16 protein-coding genes are annotated in these 19,651 nt (G+C 65.4%); 10 read left to right on the top strand and 6 right to left on the bottom strand.

The window, feature by feature from the left end; all coding sequences use genetic code 11:
• The first annotated feature begins 12 nt into the window (after positions 1 to 12).
• Genes GTK09_RS05805 through GTK09_RS05795 form a run of 3 tightly spaced genes read left to right on the top strand, consistent with a single transcriptional unit; the run spans position 13 to position 2,959 of the window.
• Positions 13 to 1,146 (top strand): ABC transporter substrate-binding protein, encoded by a 1,134-nt coding sequence (locus tag GTK09_RS05805; protein ID WP_163461977.1) that lies wholly within the window; start codon positions 13 to 15, stop codon positions 1,144 to 1,146.
• Positions 1,143 to 2,210: a FecCD family ABC transporter permease gene (locus tag GTK09_RS05800; protein ID WP_163461815.1), complete on the top strand. Its 1,068-nt coding sequence runs from the start codon at positions 1,143 to 1,145 to the stop codon at positions 2,208 to 2,210. The genes GTK09_RS05805 and GTK09_RS05800 overlap by 4 nt, the downstream gene beginning before the upstream one ends.
• Positions 2,204 to 2,959 (top strand): ABC transporter ATP-binding protein, encoded by a 756-nt coding sequence (locus tag GTK09_RS05795; RefSeq protein WP_163461813.1) that lies wholly within the window; start codon positions 2,204 to 2,206, stop codon positions 2,957 to 2,959. The genes GTK09_RS05800 and GTK09_RS05795 overlap by 7 nt, the downstream gene beginning before the upstream one ends.
• A 564-nt stretch (positions 2,960 to 3,523) precedes the next feature.
• Here the strand turns inward: GTK09_RS05795 and ald are convergent.
• Both ald and aptA read right to left on the bottom strand, forming a co-directional pair.
• A complete protein-coding gene (gene ald, locus GTK09_RS05790) occupies positions 3,524 to 4,633 on the bottom strand; it encodes an alanine dehydrogenase (RefSeq protein ID WP_163461811.1) in 1,110 nt (369 codons plus the stop codon).
• Between the two features lie 34 nt (positions 4,634 to 4,667).
• The gene (aptA, locus tag GTK09_RS05785) at positions 4,668 to 6,005 is read right to left on the bottom strand and encodes an omega-aminotransferase AptA (RefSeq protein WP_163461809.1); all 1,338 of its coding nucleotides are present in this window, start codon (positions 6,003 to 6,005) and stop codon (positions 4,668 to 4,670) included.
• 157 nt (positions 6,006 to 6,162) lie between these two features.
• Here aptA and GTK09_RS05780 point away from each other — a divergent pair, with 157 nt between their 5' ends.
• A complete protein-coding gene (locus GTK09_RS05780) occupies positions 6,163 to 6,708 on the top strand; it encodes a cupin domain-containing protein (protein ID WP_163461976.1) in 546 nt (181 codons plus the stop codon).
• A gap of 108 nt (positions 6,709 to 6,816) precedes the next feature.
• Here the strand turns inward: GTK09_RS05780 and GTK09_RS05775 are convergent, their stop codons facing one another.
• Entirely contained in the window at positions 6,817 to 7,281 is a 465-nt protein-coding gene (locus GTK09_RS05775) for an Lrp/AsnC family transcriptional regulator (protein WP_163461806.1), read from the bottom strand.
• Between the two features lie 102 nt (positions 7,282 to 7,383).
• Between GTK09_RS05775 and putA the strand changes: the two genes are divergently transcribed.
• Complete coding sequence (gene putA, locus GTK09_RS05770; protein ID WP_163461804.1) at positions 7,384 to 10,812, top strand: bifunctional proline dehydrogenase/L-glutamate gamma-semialdehyde dehydrogenase PutA; 3,429 nt, start codon at positions 7,384 to 7,386, stop codon at positions 10,810 to 10,812.
• A gap of 115 nt (positions 10,813 to 10,927) precedes the next feature.
• Here the strand turns inward: putA and GTK09_RS05765 are convergent, their stop codons facing one another.
• On the bottom strand, positions 10,928 to 11,725 hold the full coding sequence (locus GTK09_RS05765) for an SDR family NAD(P)-dependent oxidoreductase (protein WP_163461802.1): 798 nt from the start codon (positions 11,723 to 11,725) through the stop codon (positions 10,928 to 10,930).
• Between the two features lie 86 nt (positions 11,726 to 11,811).
• Between GTK09_RS05765 and GTK09_RS05760 the strand changes: the two genes are divergently transcribed.
• The 3 genes from GTK09_RS05760 to GTK09_RS05750 all read left to right on the top strand — a co-directional run bounded on the left by GTK09_RS05760 (position 11,812) and on the right by GTK09_RS05750 (position 15,319).
• Positions 11,812 to 12,561, top strand: coding sequence for a 16S rRNA (uracil(1498)-N(3))-methyltransferase (locus tag GTK09_RS05760; RefSeq protein ID WP_163461800.1), 750 nt, complete (start codon positions 11,812 to 11,814; stop codon positions 12,559 to 12,561).
• 144 nt (positions 12,562 to 12,705) lie between these two features.
• Positions 12,706 to 14,079, top strand: coding sequence for a glutamate--cysteine ligase (locus GTK09_RS05755; protein ID WP_163461798.1), 1,374 nt, complete (start codon positions 12,706 to 12,708; stop codon positions 14,077 to 14,079).
• A gap of 268 nt (positions 14,080 to 14,347) precedes the next feature.
• Positions 14,348 to 15,319 carry a hypothetical protein gene (locus GTK09_RS05750; RefSeq protein ID WP_163461796.1) on the top strand — a complete coding sequence of 324 codons (972 nt, stop codon included), beginning with the start codon at positions 14,348 to 14,350 and terminating at the stop codon, positions 15,317 to 15,319.
• A gap of 135 nt (positions 15,320 to 15,454) precedes the next feature.
• Here the strand turns inward: GTK09_RS05750 and GTK09_RS05745 are convergent, their stop codons facing one another.
• Entirely contained in the window at positions 15,455 to 16,138 is a 684-nt protein-coding gene (locus GTK09_RS05745; protein ID WP_163461795.1) for an outer membrane protein, read from the bottom strand.
• A 558-nt stretch (positions 16,139 to 16,696) separates the two neighbouring features.
• Between GTK09_RS05745 and GTK09_RS05740 the strand changes: the two genes are divergently transcribed.
• Positions 16,697 to 18,025 carry a hemolysin family protein gene (locus GTK09_RS05740; protein ID WP_163461794.1) on the top strand — a complete coding sequence of 443 codons (1,329 nt, stop codon included), beginning with the start codon at positions 16,697 to 16,699 and terminating at the stop codon, positions 18,023 to 18,025.
• 154 nt (positions 18,026 to 18,179) lie between these two features.
• Here the strand turns inward: GTK09_RS05740 and GTK09_RS05735 are convergent, their stop codons facing one another.
• Positions 18,180 to 18,458 (bottom strand): YjiS-like domain-containing protein, encoded by a 279-nt coding sequence (locus GTK09_RS05735; protein ID WP_163461793.1) that lies wholly within the window; start codon positions 18,456 to 18,458, stop codon positions 18,180 to 18,182.
• A 182-nt stretch (positions 18,459 to 18,640) separates the two neighbouring features.
• On the opposite strand from GTK09_RS05735, the gene GTK09_RS05730 reads away from it, so the two are divergent.
• Complete coding sequence (locus tag GTK09_RS05730; protein ID WP_163461792.1) at positions 18,641 to 19,600, top strand: LysR family transcriptional regulator; 960 nt, start codon at positions 18,641 to 18,643, stop codon at positions 19,598 to 19,600.
• Positions 19,601 to 19,651 lie beyond the last annotated feature (51 nt).

The following is a 19,651-nucleotide window of genomic DNA, read 5'->3' as shown; positions in this document are numbered from 1 at the left end:
GGGATCAAGACCATGCGGGCCCTAACCCATCTCGTGGCTGTTGCAGCATCATTTCTCGTCTTGACGGTCGCTCGAGGTCACGCCGAGACGGTCACCGTCACCGACGTCACCGGGCGCAAAGTCGAGGTGGAGACGCCGGTCGAGCGCGTCATCCTGGGCGAAGGCCGCCAGATCTATTTCGTGGCCGCTCTCGATCGCGATGCGCCCTTCGGCCGGATCGTGGGCTGGCGCGACGATCTGCCGAAGGCCGACCCCGAATCCTACGAGGCCTATCGCTCGCTCTATCCTCAGGTCGCCGACCTGCCGACCTTCGGTGGCATGAAGGATGGCACGTTCGATGTGGAGCAGGCCGTCTCGCTCGATCCCGACGTGATCCTGATGAATGTCGATGCCAAGACCGCGACCGAAGAGGCGGGCTACATCGAGACCTTGGAGAAGGTCGGCATTCCGCTCGTCTACGTCGACTTTCGGGAGAAGCCGATGGTCAACACCGAGCCGTCCATGCGCCTGATCGGCAAGCTCTTCGGAAAGGAACAGGTCGCCGAAGACTTCATCGCCTTCCGCCAGAAGAGCATCGCCGCGGTGACCGACGTCCTGGAGCGCGAGAAACCCGAACGCCCGCTCGTCTTCATGGAGCGCGCCGGCGGCTATTCCGACGATTGCTGCATGTCCTTCGGCGACGAGAACTTCGGCAAGATGGTCGAAATCGCCGGCGGCATCAACATGGCGAAGGATATCATCCCTGGAACCTTCGGAACCGTGAATCCGGAGCAGATCATCGCCTCCAACCCGGATCAAGTCATCGTCACCGGCGGGAACTGGGAGGGCTACGTCCCGGGCGGTAACTGGGTCGGCGTCGGCTATGGAGCGGACGAGGCGGAAGCGCACCGCAAGCTGGAAGCCCTGACCAAGCGACCCGCCTTCACCGGGATCAAGGCCGTCGAGAACGGGAAGGTGCACGCGATCTGGCATCAGTTCTACAACAATCCCTATCAGTTCGTGGCGATCCAGGAGATGGCCAAGTGGCTGCATCCCGACCTGTTCGAGGACCTCGACCCGGACGCGACCTTCCGGGAACTCCACGCCCGCTTCCTGCCGATCGAATACAAGTCCGGCTACTTCGTCTCGCTGTCCGAGCCAGAATGACCAGCGTCGCGGCCAGGGCGAGCGTCCAGGAAGGTCGGGACCGCTATCGCGGTCTCGCCCTTCGGCGCATCTTTCTCCTTGCAGGGCTGAGCTTCGCGCTGTTTGCGAGCGTGTGCGTCGACATGGCCCTCGGCCCGGCGAACTACACGATCGCCGAGGTTCTGAGGGCGATGTTTGACGCCGATGCCGTGAGCGACCAGCTCCGGGTCGTCGTTTGGGACATTCGCATGCCGATCGCGCTGATGGCGGTGACGGTCGGGGCCTCGCTGTCGGTCGCCGGCGCGCAGATGCAGACCATTCTCGCCAATCCGCTGGCCAGCCCCTTCACCCTCGGCATTTCGGCTGCTGCTTCGTTCGGGGCGGCGCTGGCCCTGGTGGCCGGGACGGCACTCGTGCCGATTGCGGTGAACTACATGGTGCCGATCAACGCCTTCGCGATGGCGATGATCGCGGCGCTCTTCATCCATTTCGCCTCGACCATGCGCGGCGTCACGGTCGAGACCATCGTTCTCCTCGGCATCGCCCTGGTGTTCACCTTCAACGCGCTTCTCTCGCTGCTGCAATATCTTGCCTCGGAACAGGCGCTGGCGGCCGTCGTCTTCTGGACGATGGGCAGCCTGACCAAGGCGACCTGGCCGAAGGTGGCGATCACCGCGGCGGTGCTGGCGGTCACCGTCCCGTTGTTCGCCCGGCAGGCCTGGGCGCTGACGGCGCTGCGGCTCGGCGAGGACAAGGCGGCGAGCTTCGGCGTCAACGTCCGGCGCCTGCGCCTGTCCACCATGATGACCGTCAGCCTTCTTGCCGCCATTCCCGTCTCCTTCGTCGGCACGATCGGCTTCATCGGGCTGGTCGGCCCGCATATCGCCCGCATGCTCGTCGGCGAGGACCAGCGCTTCTTCCTGCCGGCTTCGGTTCTTTGCGGCGCGCTTCTTCTGTCGGTGACCTCCGTCGTCTCCAAGACGCTTCTGCCGGGCGCCATCCTGCCGATCGGCGTGATCACGGCGCTCGTCGGCGTTCCGTTCTTCTTCGTGCTGATCTTCAGCAGCCGGAGGCGCGCATGGTAGCCATTGCACTGGACGATCTGGGCGCTGCCTATGGTCGCCGCACGGTCCTGTCCGGCTTCTCGACGCCCATCCTGGAGGGCGGCGCGCTGACGGCGGTGATCGGTCCGAACGCGGCCGGAAAATCCACCCTCTTCAAGCGCATCGCCGGCCTGATCAAAGGGCCGGGCACGGTCCATCTCACGGAGACGGCGCGGGGCCGGGACGCCGTCCGCTACATGCCACAGGATACCGGTGGCAATGCTGTCCTGACCGTCTACGAATCCGTGCTCCTGGCTGCCAAGCAGGGTTCGGGCTGGCGCGTCAGCGATGGGGAACTGGCAGAGATAGATCAGATCCTGGCCGCGCTCGATCTTCATGATCTGGCGTTTCGGGGCCTCGGCGAATTGTCGGGAGGTCAGCGCCAGCTCGTCGCCATCGCGCAGGCGCTCGTGCGCCGGCCGGAAGTGCTCCTGATGGACGAGCCCACATCGGCGCTCGATCTCTACCGCCAGATCGAGGTGCTCGCCTTCATGCAGCGCCGGGCGCGCGCCTCAGGAATGGCGGTGCTGATTGCCTTGCACGATCTCAACCACGCCCTGCGCTATTGCGACAACACGATCGTCGTCGCCAATGGCGCGATGCAGGCGGCCGGACCGACCAGCGAGGTGATCACGGCCGAAATGCTCCGTGAAGTCTACCGTGTCGACGGGCGTGTCGAGCGCTGCTCTCGCGGGCGTCCGGTGCTGATCGTCGACAGCACCGCCACTTGAGCGGCGACGCCGGCCCATCGGCAGGTGGGCTCGTGCGGAGATGGATGCCCGTCCGAACGATTTGTCGAGACGGACGGGAAGCATCTCGGCCTTCAATGCGCACAGGCGCGAGTTGATGTGCCCTTGGTCGGGGCCGCGCTTCCGGCAAAATCGAGTTCGAGGGACACGCCGTCGACCACGATCTTGACGGTGACCCGCAAGGGATCCTCGGAGAACCCGCCTTTCGCCTGTGTGAAAAGCGTACATCCGGCAATTCATCTCGCGCAATTCAATAAATTTGCTTCTTTTCGGCGATTTGGTTGACGAAACAAGACCGCGAGAAACGACCCCTCTTCGCCTCGCCGAACGTCGTGCCCCGTCTTGCTCCCGGACCAGCCGCCGCCGGCGGCCGCGCAAAGCTGCGGGCCGTTCACCGATGCGAATATGGGAGCCTGTTCAAACGACCGCATCGATCCTTCCTTCGGAAGTCTCTTGCTGACCGCAACGACGAGCGCGTGCACCCCGCTCGGCACGCGCTCGAAGACCGAGGCTGCCGGCCCCGACGCAGCCGATCCGGGAGAATTTCTACAGGAAGGTTCCCGGATCGACGGCTTCCATGCCGTGCGCCTCGGCGACCGGCGCGCAGGTCACGCGCCCCTCGCAGACATTGAGGCCGTTGCGCAGATGCGCATCGTCGCGGAGTGCCTGGCGCCATCCTTTGTCGGCGAGTGCGACGATGAATGGCAGTGTCACATTGCCGAGGGCGAAGGTGGAGGTGCGGGCGACCGCGCCGGGCATGTTGGCGACGCAATAGTGGACGACGTCGTCGATGACGTAGGTCGGATCGGCGTGGGTCGTGGCGCGGGACGTCTCGACGCAGCCGCCCTGGTCGATTGCGACGTCGACGATGACACTGCCGGGCTTCATGCCGCTCACCATCTGTTTCGTCACGAGCTTGGGCGCCGCTGCGCCCGGAATGAGGACGGTGCCGATGACGAGGTCGGCCTCCCCGACCAGATCCTCGATCGCCGTGCGGGTCGAGAACTGCGTACGGATCCGGGCGCCGAAGTGGGACGAGAGCCGCTTCAAGGTCTCGGCCGAACGGTCGACCACGGTGACATCTGCGCCCATGCCGACGGCGATCGTCGCCGCATGGGTGCCCGATACGCCGCCGCCGAGGACGACGACATTGGCCCCCGGCACGCCCGGCACACCGCCGAGAAGGACGCCGCGGCCCCCTTGTGACTTTTCCAGCGAGTGCGCCCCGACCTGCGGCGCGAGCCGGCCTGCGACCTCCGACATCGGGACGAGGAGCGGCAACGAACCGGTCGGCGAGGTGACCGTCTCGTAAGCGATCGCGACCGCTCCCGAGGCGACGAGATCTTCAGTCTGGGGAAGGTCCGGGGCGAGATGGAGGTAGGTGAAGAGAATCTGGCCAGCCTTGAGACGCTTCCTCTCCTCGGCGAGCGGCTCCTTGACCTTGACGATCATCTCGCAGGCGAAGACCTCGTCGACATGGCCGGCGATCGTAGCGCCGGCGGTCCGGTAGCTGTCGTCGTCGAGCCCGATGCCGGCTCCGGCATTCGTCTCCACAACCACCTGATGGCCACGATGGACGAGCTCGGCGACCGCTCCCGGCGTCATGCCGACGCGGTATTCGTTGTTCTTGATTTCCTTCGGAACGCCGATGCGCATGCTTTGTCTCCAGCAGTCGTGTTGCAGTGCCGCGTCAGGCAGCGGCTTCGATGGCGGCGCCGAGGATCTCGACGATCTCGCCGATCTGTCCGCGCTCGACGATGAGCGGCGGCGACAGGGCGATGATGTCGCCCGTCACGCGAATGAGAAGTCCCTTGGCGAAGCAATCGACGAAGACGTCGTAGGCGCGGGTGCCGGGCGCCCCTTCCCGCGAGTCGAGCTCGATTCCGGCGATGAGGCCGATCGTGCGGATGTCGGTGATGTGCGGCAGGCCCTTCAGGGAATGGATCGCCGCGTCCCACTCGGCCTGGATCTGCTTCGCCCGGCCGAGAAGACCCTCGCTCTCGTAGATGTCCAGCGTGGCGATGCCGGCGGCGCAGGCGGCGGGATGACCCGAATAGGTGTAGCCGTGAAACAGCTCGATGGCCCCTTCGGGCCCCTGCATCAGCGCGTCATGGACCTTCCGGCTGGCAAAGACGGCGCCCATCGGCAGCGCGCCGTTGGTCAGGCCCTTCGCCGTGGTGACGATGTCGGGCACGACCCCGAAGAAATCGGTGGCGAAGGGCGCGCCGAGGCGGCCGAAGCCGGTGATGACTTCGTCGAAGATCAGAAGGATGCCATGGCGGTCGCAGATCGATCGGAGACGCTCGAGATACCCCTTTGGGGGCGGCAGAACGCCGGTCGAGCCGGCGACGGGCTCGACGATGCAGGCCGCGATCGTTTCGGCGCCGTGGAGGGCGACGAGGCGCTCGAGATCGTCGGCGAGTTCGGCCCCGTGCTCGGGCTGGCCCTTCACGAAGCCGTTGCGGACGGGATCGAAGGTGTGGCGCAGGTGATCGGTGCCGGGAAGCTGTGGGAAGACGCGGCGGTTGTTGACGAGACCGCCGACCGAGATGCCGCCGAAGCCGACGCCGTGATAGCCCCGCTCACGCCCGATGAGGCGCGTCCGCGTGCCCTGGCCGATGGCGCGCTGGTAGGCGACCGCGATCTTGAGGGCGGTGTCGACCGACTCCGAGCCCGAGCCGGTGAAGAAGATGCGATCGAGCTTGGCGCCTTCCGGCCCCGGGGCGATCGCCGCCAGGCGCTCGGCGAAGTCGAAGGCGATGGTGTGGCCCATCTGGAAGGACGGAGCATAATCGAGCGTGGTGAGCTGGCGTTCGACCGCTTCGGCGATCTGACGCCTGCCATGACCGGCATTCACACACCAAAGGCCGGCAGTTCCGTCGAGGACCGTCCGACCATCGACGTCGGTGTAGTGCATGCCTTGCGCCGAGGCAAAAAGTCGAGGCGCCTTCTTGAATTGCCGGTTCGCGGTGAAAGGCATCCAGTAGCTGTCGAGCACCGGGACGTTGGGCTTGGCGTGAAGGTTCATCGGGGACCTCTGAGAGTGATGCCGAAAGGAAGCGCTCGATCGAGGTCGCAAACAAGTCCTTTTCTTTTCGTCTGCAACGGATTGACGAAGATGGGCCACGATGGCGAAGTGTTGCGGATTTCGAACAGGAGAAACGGGCGACATGAGCGATGGGGCGATGGTGGATGTGGGCGGCAGGCTGCGGTATCTGCGCATGGCGCGCGGGCTGTCGCAGCGCCAGCTCGCGAAGAAGGCGGGCGTCACCAATTCGACCATCTCGCTGATCGAGGCGAACGCGACGAACCCGTCGGTCGGCGCGCTGAAGCGCATCCTGGACGGGTTGCCGATCGGCCTCGCCGAATTCTTCGCCTTCGAACCGGAGCGGCCGCAGCGGGTCTTCTATCAGGCGGAGGAACTGGTGGAGATCGGCAAGGGGGCAATCTCCTATCGTCAGGTCGGCGAGAGCCTCTTCGGCCGGGCGCTGCAGATCCTGAAGGAGTGCTATCAACCCGGCGCCGACACGGGAAAGGTGCCGCTGTCCCACGAGGGCGAGGAAGGCGGCGTCATCCTGTCGGGACGGCTCGAGGTCACCGTCGACGACGAGCGCCGCATCCTCGGCCCCGGCGACGCCTACTATTTCGAGAGCCGAAGGCCGCACCGTTTCCGCTGTGTCGGATCGAACCCCTGCGAGGTCGTCAGCGCCTGCACGCCGCCAAGCTTCTAACACCCGGCCGCCCGCGGAAAGCCGATCTCCTTGAGAGAGCGCTCTCCACGCAGTGTGACGTTCGATTTCGATCCCGCTCCTCCGGAAAACCCGGAACGCTTCAGAGCTTCAAAAGCTTCCCGGACTGTCCTCGACCACCGCTTCCATTGCCACGTAGCTGGCGGTGGAGCTGAGATAGGGCAAGGCGGAGATCTTCTCCGCCATCACCTGCCGGTAGTGGGCCATGTCGCGCGAACGCAGCTTGATCTGGTAGTCGAATCCGCCGGCGATCATGTAGCATTCTTCCACTTCGGGAATCAGGCGAACGGCCGCGTTGAACGCTTCGAGCGCCTTCTGCCGCGTGTCGGACACACGCACCTCGACATAGGTGACGTGCTGCAGGCCCAGCTTGAGCGGCGAGAGGATCGCCCGGTAGCCGGTGATCAGACCGATGTCCTCCATGCGCTTGATCCGCAGGGAGACGGGCGTCTTCGACAGGCCCACCTTCTTCGACAATTCCGCGATCGATATCCGGGCGTTGATGACCAGCGCTTCGAGAATCTTGCGGTCGATGGCGTCCAGAGTGTCGTTCATCCTAAAAGCCTTCGAAATTTTGGTCTTTCCGTCCATGCCAACGCGCATGTTTGAGCGATCCGGCTAATCCTGTCGCGGTATATCAGGTCGAGCAACGTCGCGATGGAGATCTGCGTGGCCGCCTGTGATTTTCCTGCCCTCGATTTCTCTGCGAAGTTCGCGCCGGAACGCCCCTTGCTGGAGGCGCTGATCGCCGAAGCCGATCTCGACGCCGCGATCCGGCGGCGGATCAGCGATCGTGCCGCCGTTCTCGTCGAGCGGATCCGGACCGAGGCCCCGCCGACGCTGATGGAGCACTTCCTGGCGGAGTACGGATTGTCGACGCGCGAGGGTGTGGCGCTGATGTGCCTCGCCGAGGCGATGCTGCGGGTGCCGGACAATTTCACCATGGACGCGCTGATCGAGGACAAGATCGCGCCGTCGGAGTGGAACAAGCATTCCGGCGCCGCCGCCTCGTCGCTGGTCAACGCCTCTACCTGGGCGCTGATGCTGACGGGCAAGGTGCTCGACGATCGGCAGCCGGGAATGGCGGGCGTGCTGCGCGGCGCGATCCGCCGCCTCGGGGAGCCGGTCATCCGCACCGCCGTCGGCCGTGCCATGAAGGAGATGGGCCGCCAGTTCGTCCTCGGCGAGACGATCGAGGGCGCGCTGGAGCGCGGCAAGATCCGCGAGCGCCAGGGCTATACCCATTCCTTCGACATGCTGGGAGAGGCGGCGCGAACCGAAGCGGATGCGAAGCGCTATGCCCGGGAATACGCCAACGCCATCGCCGCCGTCGGCAAGGCCGCGACCCATGAGAAGATCGTCGACAATCCGGGCATCTCGATCAAGCTGTCGGCTCTCCATCCGCGGTACGAGGTCGCCCAGGAAGACCGTGTCATGGCCGAGCTGGTGCCCGTCGTCCTGCGGCTGTCCCGCCAGGCGAGCCAAGCCGGCATCGCGCTTCACATCGACGCCGAGGAGCAGGATCGGCTGGCGCTGTCGTTCAAGGTGATCGAGGCGGTCCTTTCCGACCCCGGGCTCGCGGGCTGGGACGGATTCGGCGTCGTGGTGCAGGCCTATGGCAAGCGCGCCGGACCGGCAATCGACGCGCTCTACGAGATGACACGCCGCCACGACCGCAAGATCAATGTGCGGCTGGTGAAGGGCGCCTACTGGGACACCGAGATGAAGCTCGCCCAGGTCAACGGCATGCCCGATTTCGCGCTGTTCACCTCGAAGCCTGCGACCGACGTCTCCTATATCTGCCTGGCCAAGAAACTGTTCGGCATGGGCGACCGGATCTTCCCGCAATTTGCCACGCACAATGCGCACACCGTCGCGGCCATCCTGGAATTGGCCGAAGGGCGGCCTTACGAGTTCCAGCGGCTGCATGGCATGGGTGAGGGCCTCCACGACATCGTCTTGAAGGAGACCGGGGGCAAGTGCCGCATCTACGCGCCGGTCGGCGCACATCGCGATCTCCTCGCCTATCTCGTGCGGCGCCTCCTCGAAAACGGCGCCAATTCCTCCTTCGTGCACCAGATCGTCGACAAGGCCGTGCCGGCGACGAAGATCGCCCGCGATCCGTTCGAGGCCCTGAGCACCGCCAAGGCGCCCTCGGCCCTTCGCGCGCCCGCCGCGATCTTCGGGGAGAAGCGGCGCAACTCCAAGGGCTTCGATCTGTCCGACCGGGGCGTTCTCGCCGCGATCGAGACCGAACGCACCAAGCCCTTGCAGACGGCCCATCCGCTGACGGTGTCCGATCCATCGGGTGCTGAAAAGCCGGTGACCAACCCCGCGACCGGGGAAGTCGTCGGCACGGTCGTCGAGGCGGATCCGGCGACGGTGGCGCGGGCGCTGGCCGACGCGCGGGTCTGGGACGCGCCGGCACCGGAGCGGGCCGCCGTCCTCGAGCGGGCCGCCGACCTCTTCGAGGAGAATTTCGGCATCCTGTTCGCGATCCTGGCGAAAGAGGCCGGCAAGACGCTGCCCGATGCGGTGGGAGAGCTGCGCGAGGCGGTCGACTTCCTGCGCTACTATGCGAGGGAAGGCGAAGACGTGTCGCGCGGTCCGCGCGGCATCATCGCGGCGATCAGCCCGTGGAACTTCCCGCTGGCGATCTTCACCGGCCAGATCTCCGCCGCGCTTATGGCCGGCAATGCCGTTTTGTGCAAACCGGCGGAGCAGACGCCGCTCGTCGCCTTCAAGGCGGTCGAGCTTCTGCATGAAGCCGGCATCCCGAAGAGCGCCCTTCAGCTTCTGACGGGGCGCGGCTCCGTCGTCGGCCAGGCGATCACCGCCGATCCGCGGGTGAAGGGCGTCGTCTTCACCGGCTCGACCGACACCGCGCAGCGCATCGCGCGCACGATAGCCGAGAACCTGGCGCCGGGAACGCCCTTGATCGCCGAGACCGGCGGTCTCAACGCGATGATCGTCGACTCGACCGCTTTGACCGAGCAGGCGGTACGCGACGTCGTCGCCTCGTCTTTCCAGTCGGCCGGGCAGCGGTGCTCTGCCCTGCGCTGCCTCTACCTGCAGGAGGACACCGCTCCGCATGTGATCGAGATGATCAAGGGCGCGATGGACGAGCTCGTGATCGGCGATCCTTGGCTCCTGCCGACGGATGTGGGCCCGGTGATCGATGCGGATGCCTGCGACGAGATCGCGGCCTACATCGCCAACAATGCCAATGCCGTGCTGCATCAGGTCGACGTGCCTGGAGGCGGATTCTTCGTCCCGCCGACGATGCTGCGGGTCGACGGGATCGCCGATCTGGAGCGCGAGATCTTCGGCCCCGTCCTGCATGTCGCGACCTTCAAGGCGAGGGAGCTCGATCGCGTCGTCGAGGCGATCAATTCGCGCGGCTTCGGCCTCACCTTCGGTCTCCATACCCGCATCGACAGCCGTGTCCAGCAGATCGCCGAGGCGATCCGGGTCGGCAACATCTACGTCAACCGCAACCAGATCGGCGCCGTGGTCGGCTCTCAGCCTTTCGGGGGCGAAGGACTTTCAGGCACGGGGCCGAAGGCCGGCGGCCCGCTCTATCTGCCGCGCTTCTTCGCGCCGGACCCCGCGCCGGCGGGGGCGGACGCCGCCCCGGGCTCCGGCGCCGGCGACGCCAAGCCGGAGGCCGCGCTGTCGAACGCTGCGGCCGAGCGTCGGCTCGAGGACCGGCTCATGCCCGGACCGACCGGCGAACTCAACCGCCTCGCCTATTACAGCCGCCCACCGGCGCTGTGCCTCGGCCCGGGCATGGAAACGGCATTGGAACAGGTGGCAGCGGTCGAGGCGCTCGGCGGCAGCGCCGTTGCGGTCGAGGGTGATCTGGCGCCCGAGCGGCTCGTCGATCTCGAAGGCTTCTCCGGCGTGTTGTGGTGGGGCGACGAGGGGCAGGCGAAGGCCTACGCCAAGGCGCTGGCATCGCGCGATGGCCCGATCGTCCCGTTGATCACGGCAAGGCCCGATCGGGCGCATGTGGTGCACGAACGCCATCTGTGCGTAGACACGACCGCCACCGGCGGCAATGCCGAACTGCTCTCCGGCGGCTGATCGGAGCACGGGAAGAGCGGGCGCTCGTCTCGTTGACGGGTGCCCCGCTCCCCGGCGCGTCGCCGGAATGCCGGCGTTCCGCGGGCATCTCCGCCCACTTTCGATCGGGCCTTCGTCAGTTCTGTACGGCCTGGACCGAGCCGCCGTCGACGCGAAGGTTGGCGCCGTTGATGAAGGAACCACGCTCCGAGACGACCAGCGCGATCGCCGCCGCGACTTCCTCGACACGGCCGCGTCGCTTCAGCGCGATGCCCGGTCGCTCCTCGTCGAGGAAGCTTTCCACGGCTTCGTCGAAGGAGACGCCCATTTCCTTGGCGCGCTTTTCCATCATCCCGTCGGTCATGTCGGTCTCGATGAAGGCCGGCGAGACGGTGTTGCACAGGATCCCGTACTTGGCCTCCTCGTAGGAGAGGTTCTTGACGAAGGCGGCGAGCGCCGCCTTGGCGGTGTTGTAGGTCGCCTCTTCCCAATAGGGCTGGACGGCGTTTTCCGAGGTGATGCAGACGAAGCGGCCCCAGCCCTTCTCGCGCATCGCCGGGAAGGTCGCGCGGGCCATGCGCACGGCGGACATGAAGTCGATCTGCCAGGCCTCCAGATAGTCCTCGTCGGTCATTTCCAGCGGGTCGCCCTTTGCGCCGGTGATGCCGGACGTGTGGACGACGATGTCGATCGCGCCGAATTTTTCACGACCCTGGCGGGCGAGCGTGTCGACGGCGGACTGGTCCGTGACGTCGGCTGCGATGCACAGCACCTCGGTCGGAAGCGCTTTCGCATCTTTTTCCAGTTGGTCGATCTTCAAATCGGAAAGGACGAGCTTCACCCCCTCCTCGGCGAGGATCTTGGCGGTGGCAAAGCCCATGCCACCCGTCGCCCCGGTGATCAGCGCGACCTTGTTTCGGATCTGCAAATCCATGAAACGTCCCTTTCGAATGAATGGATGATTGCGGCGACAACGGCGCGCCGCGCCTTAGGTTGCGGTGCGAGAGGAAGCGAGACGAAATGCCCGACTACGACTTCAACAGCCCCAGGCTCTTCGTCGCGGACGCCCTGACCGCGGGCGGTACGGTTTCCCTCGATGCGACCCAGGCGAACTATCTTCTCGCCGTGATGCGGCTTGCCGACGGCGCAAACGTCCTCGCGTTCAACGGCCGCGACGGCGAATGGCGCTGCCACATCGCAAGGACGGCGAAGAAGAAGGCCGATCTTGTCGCCGAGGAGCGGCTGCGTCCGCAGACGCCCGCCCCGACGCTCGCCTATCTCTTCGCGCCGCTGAAGCACGCCCGGCTCGACTACATGGTGCAGAAGGCCGTCGAGATGGGCGCCGGCATCCTGCAGCCGGTGATGACCCAGCACGTCCAGGCAAGCCGGGTGAATGTCGAGCGCATGCGGGCGAACGCGATCGAGGCGGCCGAGCAGTGCGGCATCCTGTCGATCCCGGAATGCCGCGAGCCGATGAAGTTCGACGCGGCGCTTCAGGCCTATCTGCCGCGCGGGCCGTTCATCTTCTGCGACGAGCGCGAGGACGCCGAGAGCCCGATCGAGACGCTTCGCCGCCTGGAAAAGGGACCGCTGTCGCTCATGATCGGCCCCGAGGGCGGGTTTTCCACCGAAGAGCGGACACGGCTTCATGCCGAGACGGGCGTCACCGCAATCTCCCTCGGACCCCGGATCCTCAGGGCCGACACCGCCGCCGTCGCGGCACTGGCGGTGGTGCAGGCGGCAATCGGGGACTGGAAATGTGTCTCCTGAGCGAGCCGCCCTTCGCCCACTGGCCGCACCGTCAACCGATCCAATCTTGCGCCCTCGGCAAATTCGGGGCACCACGCGATTCGTGGAATGGCGGGTTCCGCGCGCCGGAGGGACGGCGCTTGCGCAACGAATGGAACGAGAACAATGGCGCGCGATACGACCGATCTGGCCCCCATTTCGTCGATGGACGATCTCGTCGGGCATATGAAGGGCGGCGAGAAGCCGGCCGAAAACTTCCGCATCGGCACCGAGCACGAGAAGTTCGGCTATTATGTCGACGATCTCTCTCCCGTTCCCTACGACGGTGAGCGCGGCATTCGCGCTATACTCGACGGCATGCGCTCGCTCTCCGGCTGGGAGCCGATCGTCGACGACGGACGGCTGATCGGCCTCTACAGCGAAGAGGGAATGGGCGCCATCTCGCTGGAGCCCGGCGGCCAATTCGAGCTCTCCGGCGCGCCGCTCGAGACGATCCACGCGACCTGCCGGGAATCCAACGCCCATCTCGCCGAGGTCCGGGCTGTCGCCAAGGAGCTCGGCATCGGCTTTCTCGGCATCGGTTCCTCGCCCTCCTGGACGCTCGCCGAAACGCCGATCATGCCGAAATCGCGCTACGACATCATGCGCCGCTACATGCCCAAGGTCGGCACCCGCGGCCTCGACATGATGCTGCGGACGGCGACGATCCAGGTCAATCTCGACTTTTCCGACGAGGCCGACATGCGCCGCAAGATGCGCGTCGGCATGAAGCTGCAGCCGGTCGCCTCGGCGCTGTTCGCCCATTCGCCCTTCACCGAAGGCAAGCCCAACGGCCTCGTCTCCTGGCGCTCGGAGGTCTGGAAGGACGTCGACAACCAGCGTTCGGGGCTCCTGCCCTTCGTTTTCGAGGAGGACTTCACCTATCGCCACTACGCCGAGTGGGCGCTCGACATTCCGATGTATTTCGTCACCCGGAACGGCCGCTATCACGACGCGACGCATGTGACCTTCCGTCAGTTCATGGATGGCGCGCTGAAGGGCGAGATCGACGATCCCGAGCCGCAGATGGGCGACTGGACCAACCATCTGTCGACGCTCTTTCCGGACGTCCGGCTGAAGCGCTTCCTCGAAATGCGCGGCGCCGACGGCGGGCCGTGGCGGCGCATCTGCGCCCTGCCGGCCTATTGGGTCGGCCTGCTCTACGATCCGGCGACACTCCAGGCGGTCGACGATATGACTGCCGACTGGAGCTTCGAGGAAGTCCAGGCGATGCGGGACGCCGTTCCTCGGGATGGTTTCCGCACGAAATTCCGTGACGGCGTCGTGCTCGAACTCGCCCGGGCCACGGTCGAGCTCGCCAGCAAGGGGCTGAAGGCGCGCGGCCGGCTCAACGAGGAGGGCAACGACGAGAGCTTTTTCCTCGCCCCGCTGGAGGAAGTGGTCGCCAGAGGCACCACCTCCGCCGAAGAGCTGGTGCGGCTCTATGAGGGTCAGTGGGAGCGCTCGATGCCGCGGCTGTTCAAGCATCTGTCCTACTGAGCGCGCCGTCTCGCCGGCCGGCGGCCCGGCGCCGCCTCCCCGGTCCGCCGGGCATCGGACGGCCTCCGCCGCTCCGAGGGAGCTTCGCCGCCAGGGAGCCTATCGCCGGCGAAATCGCATTCCGGCGTGAAATCGCCCCTTTCTCACTACGCATTCCCGCCGACCGCCCTATTCTTCCGCGATCAGTCACGCACTGATTTTGCTTTCGGCGGAGATGCGATAGCATCGAACCGTCGAGTGGATGGGCATCCAGCCGGCAGGGCCGACCATGACGGACTTTTTCGACTGGCTGACGGCGAGCGACTCGGGCGTCGCGGCCGACCGGCTCGCCGACACCTTCAAGCTCAGTCACGAAGAGCTGCGCAAGACGATGACGGCGCTCGCCCCGGCCTTCGCGCTGGCCCTGCAGCGGGCGATGATCGTACCGGGCGCCTGGAGCGAGATCTCCCGTCACTACCAACCCTTCGTCAAGAGCGAGGCTTCTGATCTGTCGGTCGGTGCGACCAACAGTCCGCTCGGCCGCGATCTGTCCAACGCGCTGTTCGGTTCGAAGGATCTCGTCTCAAGCGTGGCGCGCCACGTGTCGGTGGCGAGCGGCGTCGCGCCGGACACGGTCGAAATGATGATCCGCAACGTGTCGGTCATGACCATCGGCACGATGCTGCGGATGATGATGGCCAATCTGACCCGTGGCCAACCGAAGGAACTCGCCGAGGGCGACTATCCTGGCGCGATGGCCGAGATGCTGAGGCGTAGCGCCAACGCCGTCGAAGCGATGGGCCGGCCGTCGAGCGAAGCATCCCGCCGCGCGCCGCCGCAACTGCCCGGTTCGGATTATCTCGCCCGGCTCTTTTCCGACGCGCTCACCGGCACGGTGCCCTGGCTTCCGCCCGAAACGGCGCCCAAGGCCAAGCCCCCCAAGCCGGCGGCGGGCAAGCCCGACGAGCAAGCCGGCAAGGCGTTCTTCTCGCTCTATCCCACCTTGATGGAGGAGTTTGCCCGCGGTTTTGCGCCCGGAACGTCTCCATCGGCCGGCGGTCCATCGGCGAACGCGGCGCCCGCCGGCAACGTTCACTCGACACCCGCTTCCGCTTCGAAAGCCGAGGGTGACGCATCGCCGGCCGCCGTGGACGAAACCATTGCGGAAGCGGCACTGGCCTACCATAGGGACTATGCGCGGCGGATGATGGCGATTTTTTCCCCGCTTGCGGCCGGCAAAGTGGAGACGAAAGACGGCTGATACCCTGCGGACGTGGGAAAGCTTACTCGAGGATCATTTCCCGACCCTCTCGAAAGGAAACGGCCGGAGCCCAGAAGCTCCGGCCATTTTTATTTCCAACGGTCCATCCAGGACTTGGGTCGAAAGGCTATTGCGTCAGAATTTGTAGCTGACGTGGGCCGACACGGTGTGCAGGTCGACGTCCTGATCGCGGTCCGTAAAGGTCGCGTTTCGCGACAGGTAATCGGATTCGCCGAAGTCGTAGTAGCGGTACTGCGCACCGACGATGATCGCATCGGTCACTGCGTAGTCGAGGCCTGCGCCGACGGTCCACCCGACGTGGTTCTCGTCCTCCGAGAAAGAAGTACCGAGAGCGTCCTGGCTCGTATCGATATTGGCGAAGGCGATACCGCCCGTGCCGTAGAGCAGGACCCTGTCCCATGCATAGCCGAGCTTGGCATTGGCCGAGCCGAACCAGTTGATGTCGGTGCCGATGACGTTTCCGGGTTGGACTTCGTCGGTTCCGCTAATGTCGGACCAGTTCATTTCGCCCTCGACGCCGAGGACCACCGAACCATACTGCCACTGAGCGCCGACCACGCCGCCGAGAAAGCCGCCGTCGATGTCGAAGGTGGTGTCGAGGCTGGAAAGTCCATTGTCGTCGACATTGGAGTCGCCCCAGCCCCACCCGCCTTGCGCGCCGATATAAAGGCCCGACCAGTCGTAGACGCTCGCCACCGGAGCAACCGGGGGCGCGGGTTCGTAGGATACGACATCGGCAGCGTTGGCGGCCGAGGCGGCAGAACAACCGATTATGGTTGCAAATAGCATCCGTCTCATTTGCTGAATCCTCATTTCTCTCCAGCTGATCTTAATTCTTCTTAGGCGCATTTACTCATGTAACCCGGTGATGAATACATCAGGCCTTCGCGTGAAACCGTCACGGGCCGACACCCAAAGCACTGCCAGCTCGCAGGGCATTCAACGTCATCAAGTTTGATTGGCACTTTGATGAACCACCAGGATAACCCTACGATATTTTTCGCAGAACTCCTGTATTAAATTCGCAACATTACTCTGGGCAAGTCCATTCATCGCGAACAATCGTCTCAAATTCTAAAGTTGAAAAAATTAACCATATATTTTTTCAATCATCTTGTCTTGCCACGACCGACTGAAGGAACTGCGGCGAGGTCGTCGCGGTTGCCCTTGGGCGGCGAGACCGGCCGGCCCGGCAAGCAGGCATGCCGGTGCGCGAAGCATCACCGGTCCCGTAGCACTCGCTGCGATGCCCTCTGTCGCCTGCCGCAGCGCGCCTATATATCCGCTTCTTTGCGTCCCTCGGAAACCGGCGAAAGCCAATACCGCTTGGGCGACCCCGTTAGTTCAGGATTACCCTTGCTCTTCGTCAACGCCGCCATCGTCTTCGCCCTGATCGTCCTCAACGGCTTCTTCGCGATGTCGGAACTCGCGATCGTTTCGGCGCGAAAGAGCCGGCTCGAACAGATGTCGCGAAAGCGCCGGCACGGCGCGAAGGCGGCACTGAAGCTGGCCCAGAATCCCACCACCTTCCTCTCCTCGGTGCAGATCGGCATCACCCTCGTCGGCATTTTCGCCGGCGCCTTCGGCGGGTCGGTCTTCGCCGGTCCGCTGGCCGAGGTCATGGTCGACTGGCCGGTCGTCGGCCCGGTCGCGGACGATCTCGCCTTCGTCCTCGTCGTCGTCGTCATCACCTATTTCTCGCTGGTCGTCGGCGAACTGGCGCCGAAGCGCTTCGCCCTGTCGCGGCCGGAGGCCGTGGCCTGCTTCGTCGCGCCGACGATGCGGCTGGTGGCGATGATAGGCCGGCCACTGGTCGCCCTTCTCGAAATCTCGACGCGAACTTTGACCGCCATCTTCGGCCTGACCGAGGACGAGAGCGACAAGGTGACGGAAGAGGACGTCCGGGCGATGATCGCCGAGGGAACCGAGACCGGCGTCTTCAAGGAGAAAGAGCGCGAGATGTTGGAAGGCGTGATCTCGATCGCCGACCGCAACGTCCGCTCGATCATGGTCCCGCGCCCCGACGTCGACTGGCTCGACGCCGGCGACCCGGCCGAGGAATCGATGGGCGAAATGGTGAAGACCGGCCACTCGCGCTATCCGGTGCTCGATACCGACGAGGATGCGGTCGTCGGTATCGTCCAGACCAAGGACATCCTCGAACAGCAGCATGTCAGCGGCAAGGTCGCACTCGGCGAAATCATGCGCCAGCCGCTCTACGTCAATGAAAGCATGCCGATTCTGAAGCTGCTCGAACGGTTTCGCGCCCATGGGGTGCACATGGCGATCGTCCTCGACGAGTACGGCTCTTTCGAAGGCATCGCGACGCCGCAGGACATTCTGGCCGCCATCGCCGGCTCGCTGCCCGAGGGCAACGAGGACGAGGTGCCCGAAGCGTTCCTGCGCAAGGACGGGTCCTGGCTGGTCGACGGCTCGATGGCGGTCGACCGGCTGGCGCTGAAGATCGAGGAGCTCTCCTTTCCGGTCGAGCGCGAATACGAGACCGTCGCGGGCCTGGTGCTCGACCAGTTCGGACATATTCCGGAGATCGGCGAGCGGATTCAATATGCCGATTTCGAGATCGAGGTCGTCGATCTCGACGGGCGCCGCATCGACAAGCTGTTGTTCACGCGGCTGACCCGGCCGGAAGACGAGAATGAGGAAGCGGCCGAGACCGAGGCTTGAGTCGGTCGCTTCCGAGCCTGCCGCTGGCTGCAAGAGGCCGGCCGGACACCTTCCAGCAGCGCCGCAAACGGTTGCGGCCGGCCAGGGGGAATGGCCGGCCGCATGGAAGGGCATCGATGGCCGGCGGGGCGGATTGCCGCCGGGCTTCGGGGGGTCAGCCTTCCAGGGTGCCGCGGCGCCGCTGCGCCGCGATGAGCGCCAGCTTGTAGCTCGGATCCTCGCGCCACTCGGCGCCAAGGGCGACGGAAATGTCGTCGCGCCGGATGCCGATGTCCTTCAGCACATAGTCCGGCATGTCGGCGAGCCGATGGACCCGCCGGCGGTTGATCATGGTTTTGACGATCGCGCGGGCGGCGGTGGCGAAGACGCGGGTACCGGCCACGAGGCGTCCGGCGGCGGGATGGGTGGTCGTCTGTCTCGCAGTGATCGTCATGGCTTGATCTCCTTTCGCAGCCATCGTCGGGAAAAAGCGGGGCCGCTCTTCCCATCGCGTGATGCGATGGGCAGCAGCGACCCCCGAATTGTTCCTGACTTGATCACCTTACGTCTGTGACATTGATCACACCAACGAATGTTCGTAATGTGTGAGATCAGTTTCGTTCATAGGTGACCCTAATGGTCTCTCCGCTCGATCTCGACCAGCTCCGTACCTTCGTCGCCATCGTCGACACCGGCAGCTTCACCAAGGCGGCCGAGGACGTCTTCAAGACCCAGTCCGCCGTGTCGATGCAGATCCGCCGGCTCGAGGAGCGGCTCGGCACCTCGCTGTTCGAACGCAACGGCCGATCCATTCTGCTCACCGATGCGGGCTCCCGCCTCCTCGCCTATGCGCGGCGGATGCTGACCCTCAGCCAGGAAACCCTGTCGGCCTTCGATCAGCAGGCGATGCAGGGCCATGTGCGGATCGGCCTGCCGGACGATTACGCCGAGCGCTTCCTGCCGGAGATCCTCGCCCGCTTCACCCGCTCCAATCCCCTGGTCGAACTGCAGATCGCCTGCGAGCCGTCGTCCAATCTCGCCGATCATGTCGACAAGGGCCGGCTCGACGTCGCCCTCGTCGCAGATTGCGCGATCAGCCAGGTAGTGCCGGAAATCGTCCGGCGCGAGCCTCTGCATTTCATGACCTCGGCGGCCCACGACGTGCACGAGGAAGAGGTGCTGCCGCTGGCGCTCGGCCGGCCGAACTGCTGTTGGCGCGCCGAGGGGCTGAAGGCGCTCGACGACTCGGGGCGGCGCTACAAGGTGCTGTTCTCGTCCTGGTCGGCGCAGATCGTCGCCTCGGCGGTGCTCGCCGGGCTCGCCGTCGGCGTCCTGCCGGAATGCGCCTTGCGGCCCGGCATGCGGGTGCTCGGCGAGGCGGAAGGCTTTCCGCTGCTGCAGGACAACGAAATCGGCGTCATTCGGGCGCGCAACGCGGAAAGCCCGGTGGTCTCCGCCCTCGTCGATCACATCCGCGACAGCCTCGCGAACCTGCCGCCGTCGGAGATGACGGCCAAGCCCTCGCACCTTCCCGATACCCGGCTGGTGCGCCCGCAGCGGCCGAGGCCCGTCCGGGCGGGCATTGCCGCGGAGTAGGAAGGCCACCGAGGTATGGGCGTGGCGGGCCGACGGCGCTGGCGGCCGACC

This window comes from Jiella pacifica (genome assembly GCF_010500815.1).
GTDB classification, from domain to species: domain Bacteria; phylum Pseudomonadota; class Alphaproteobacteria; order Rhizobiales; family Rhizobiaceae; genus Jiella; species Jiella pacifica.
The sequence above is the reverse complement of the archived record's forward strand: the minus strand, read 5'-3'. Positions and strand labels throughout refer to the sequence as shown.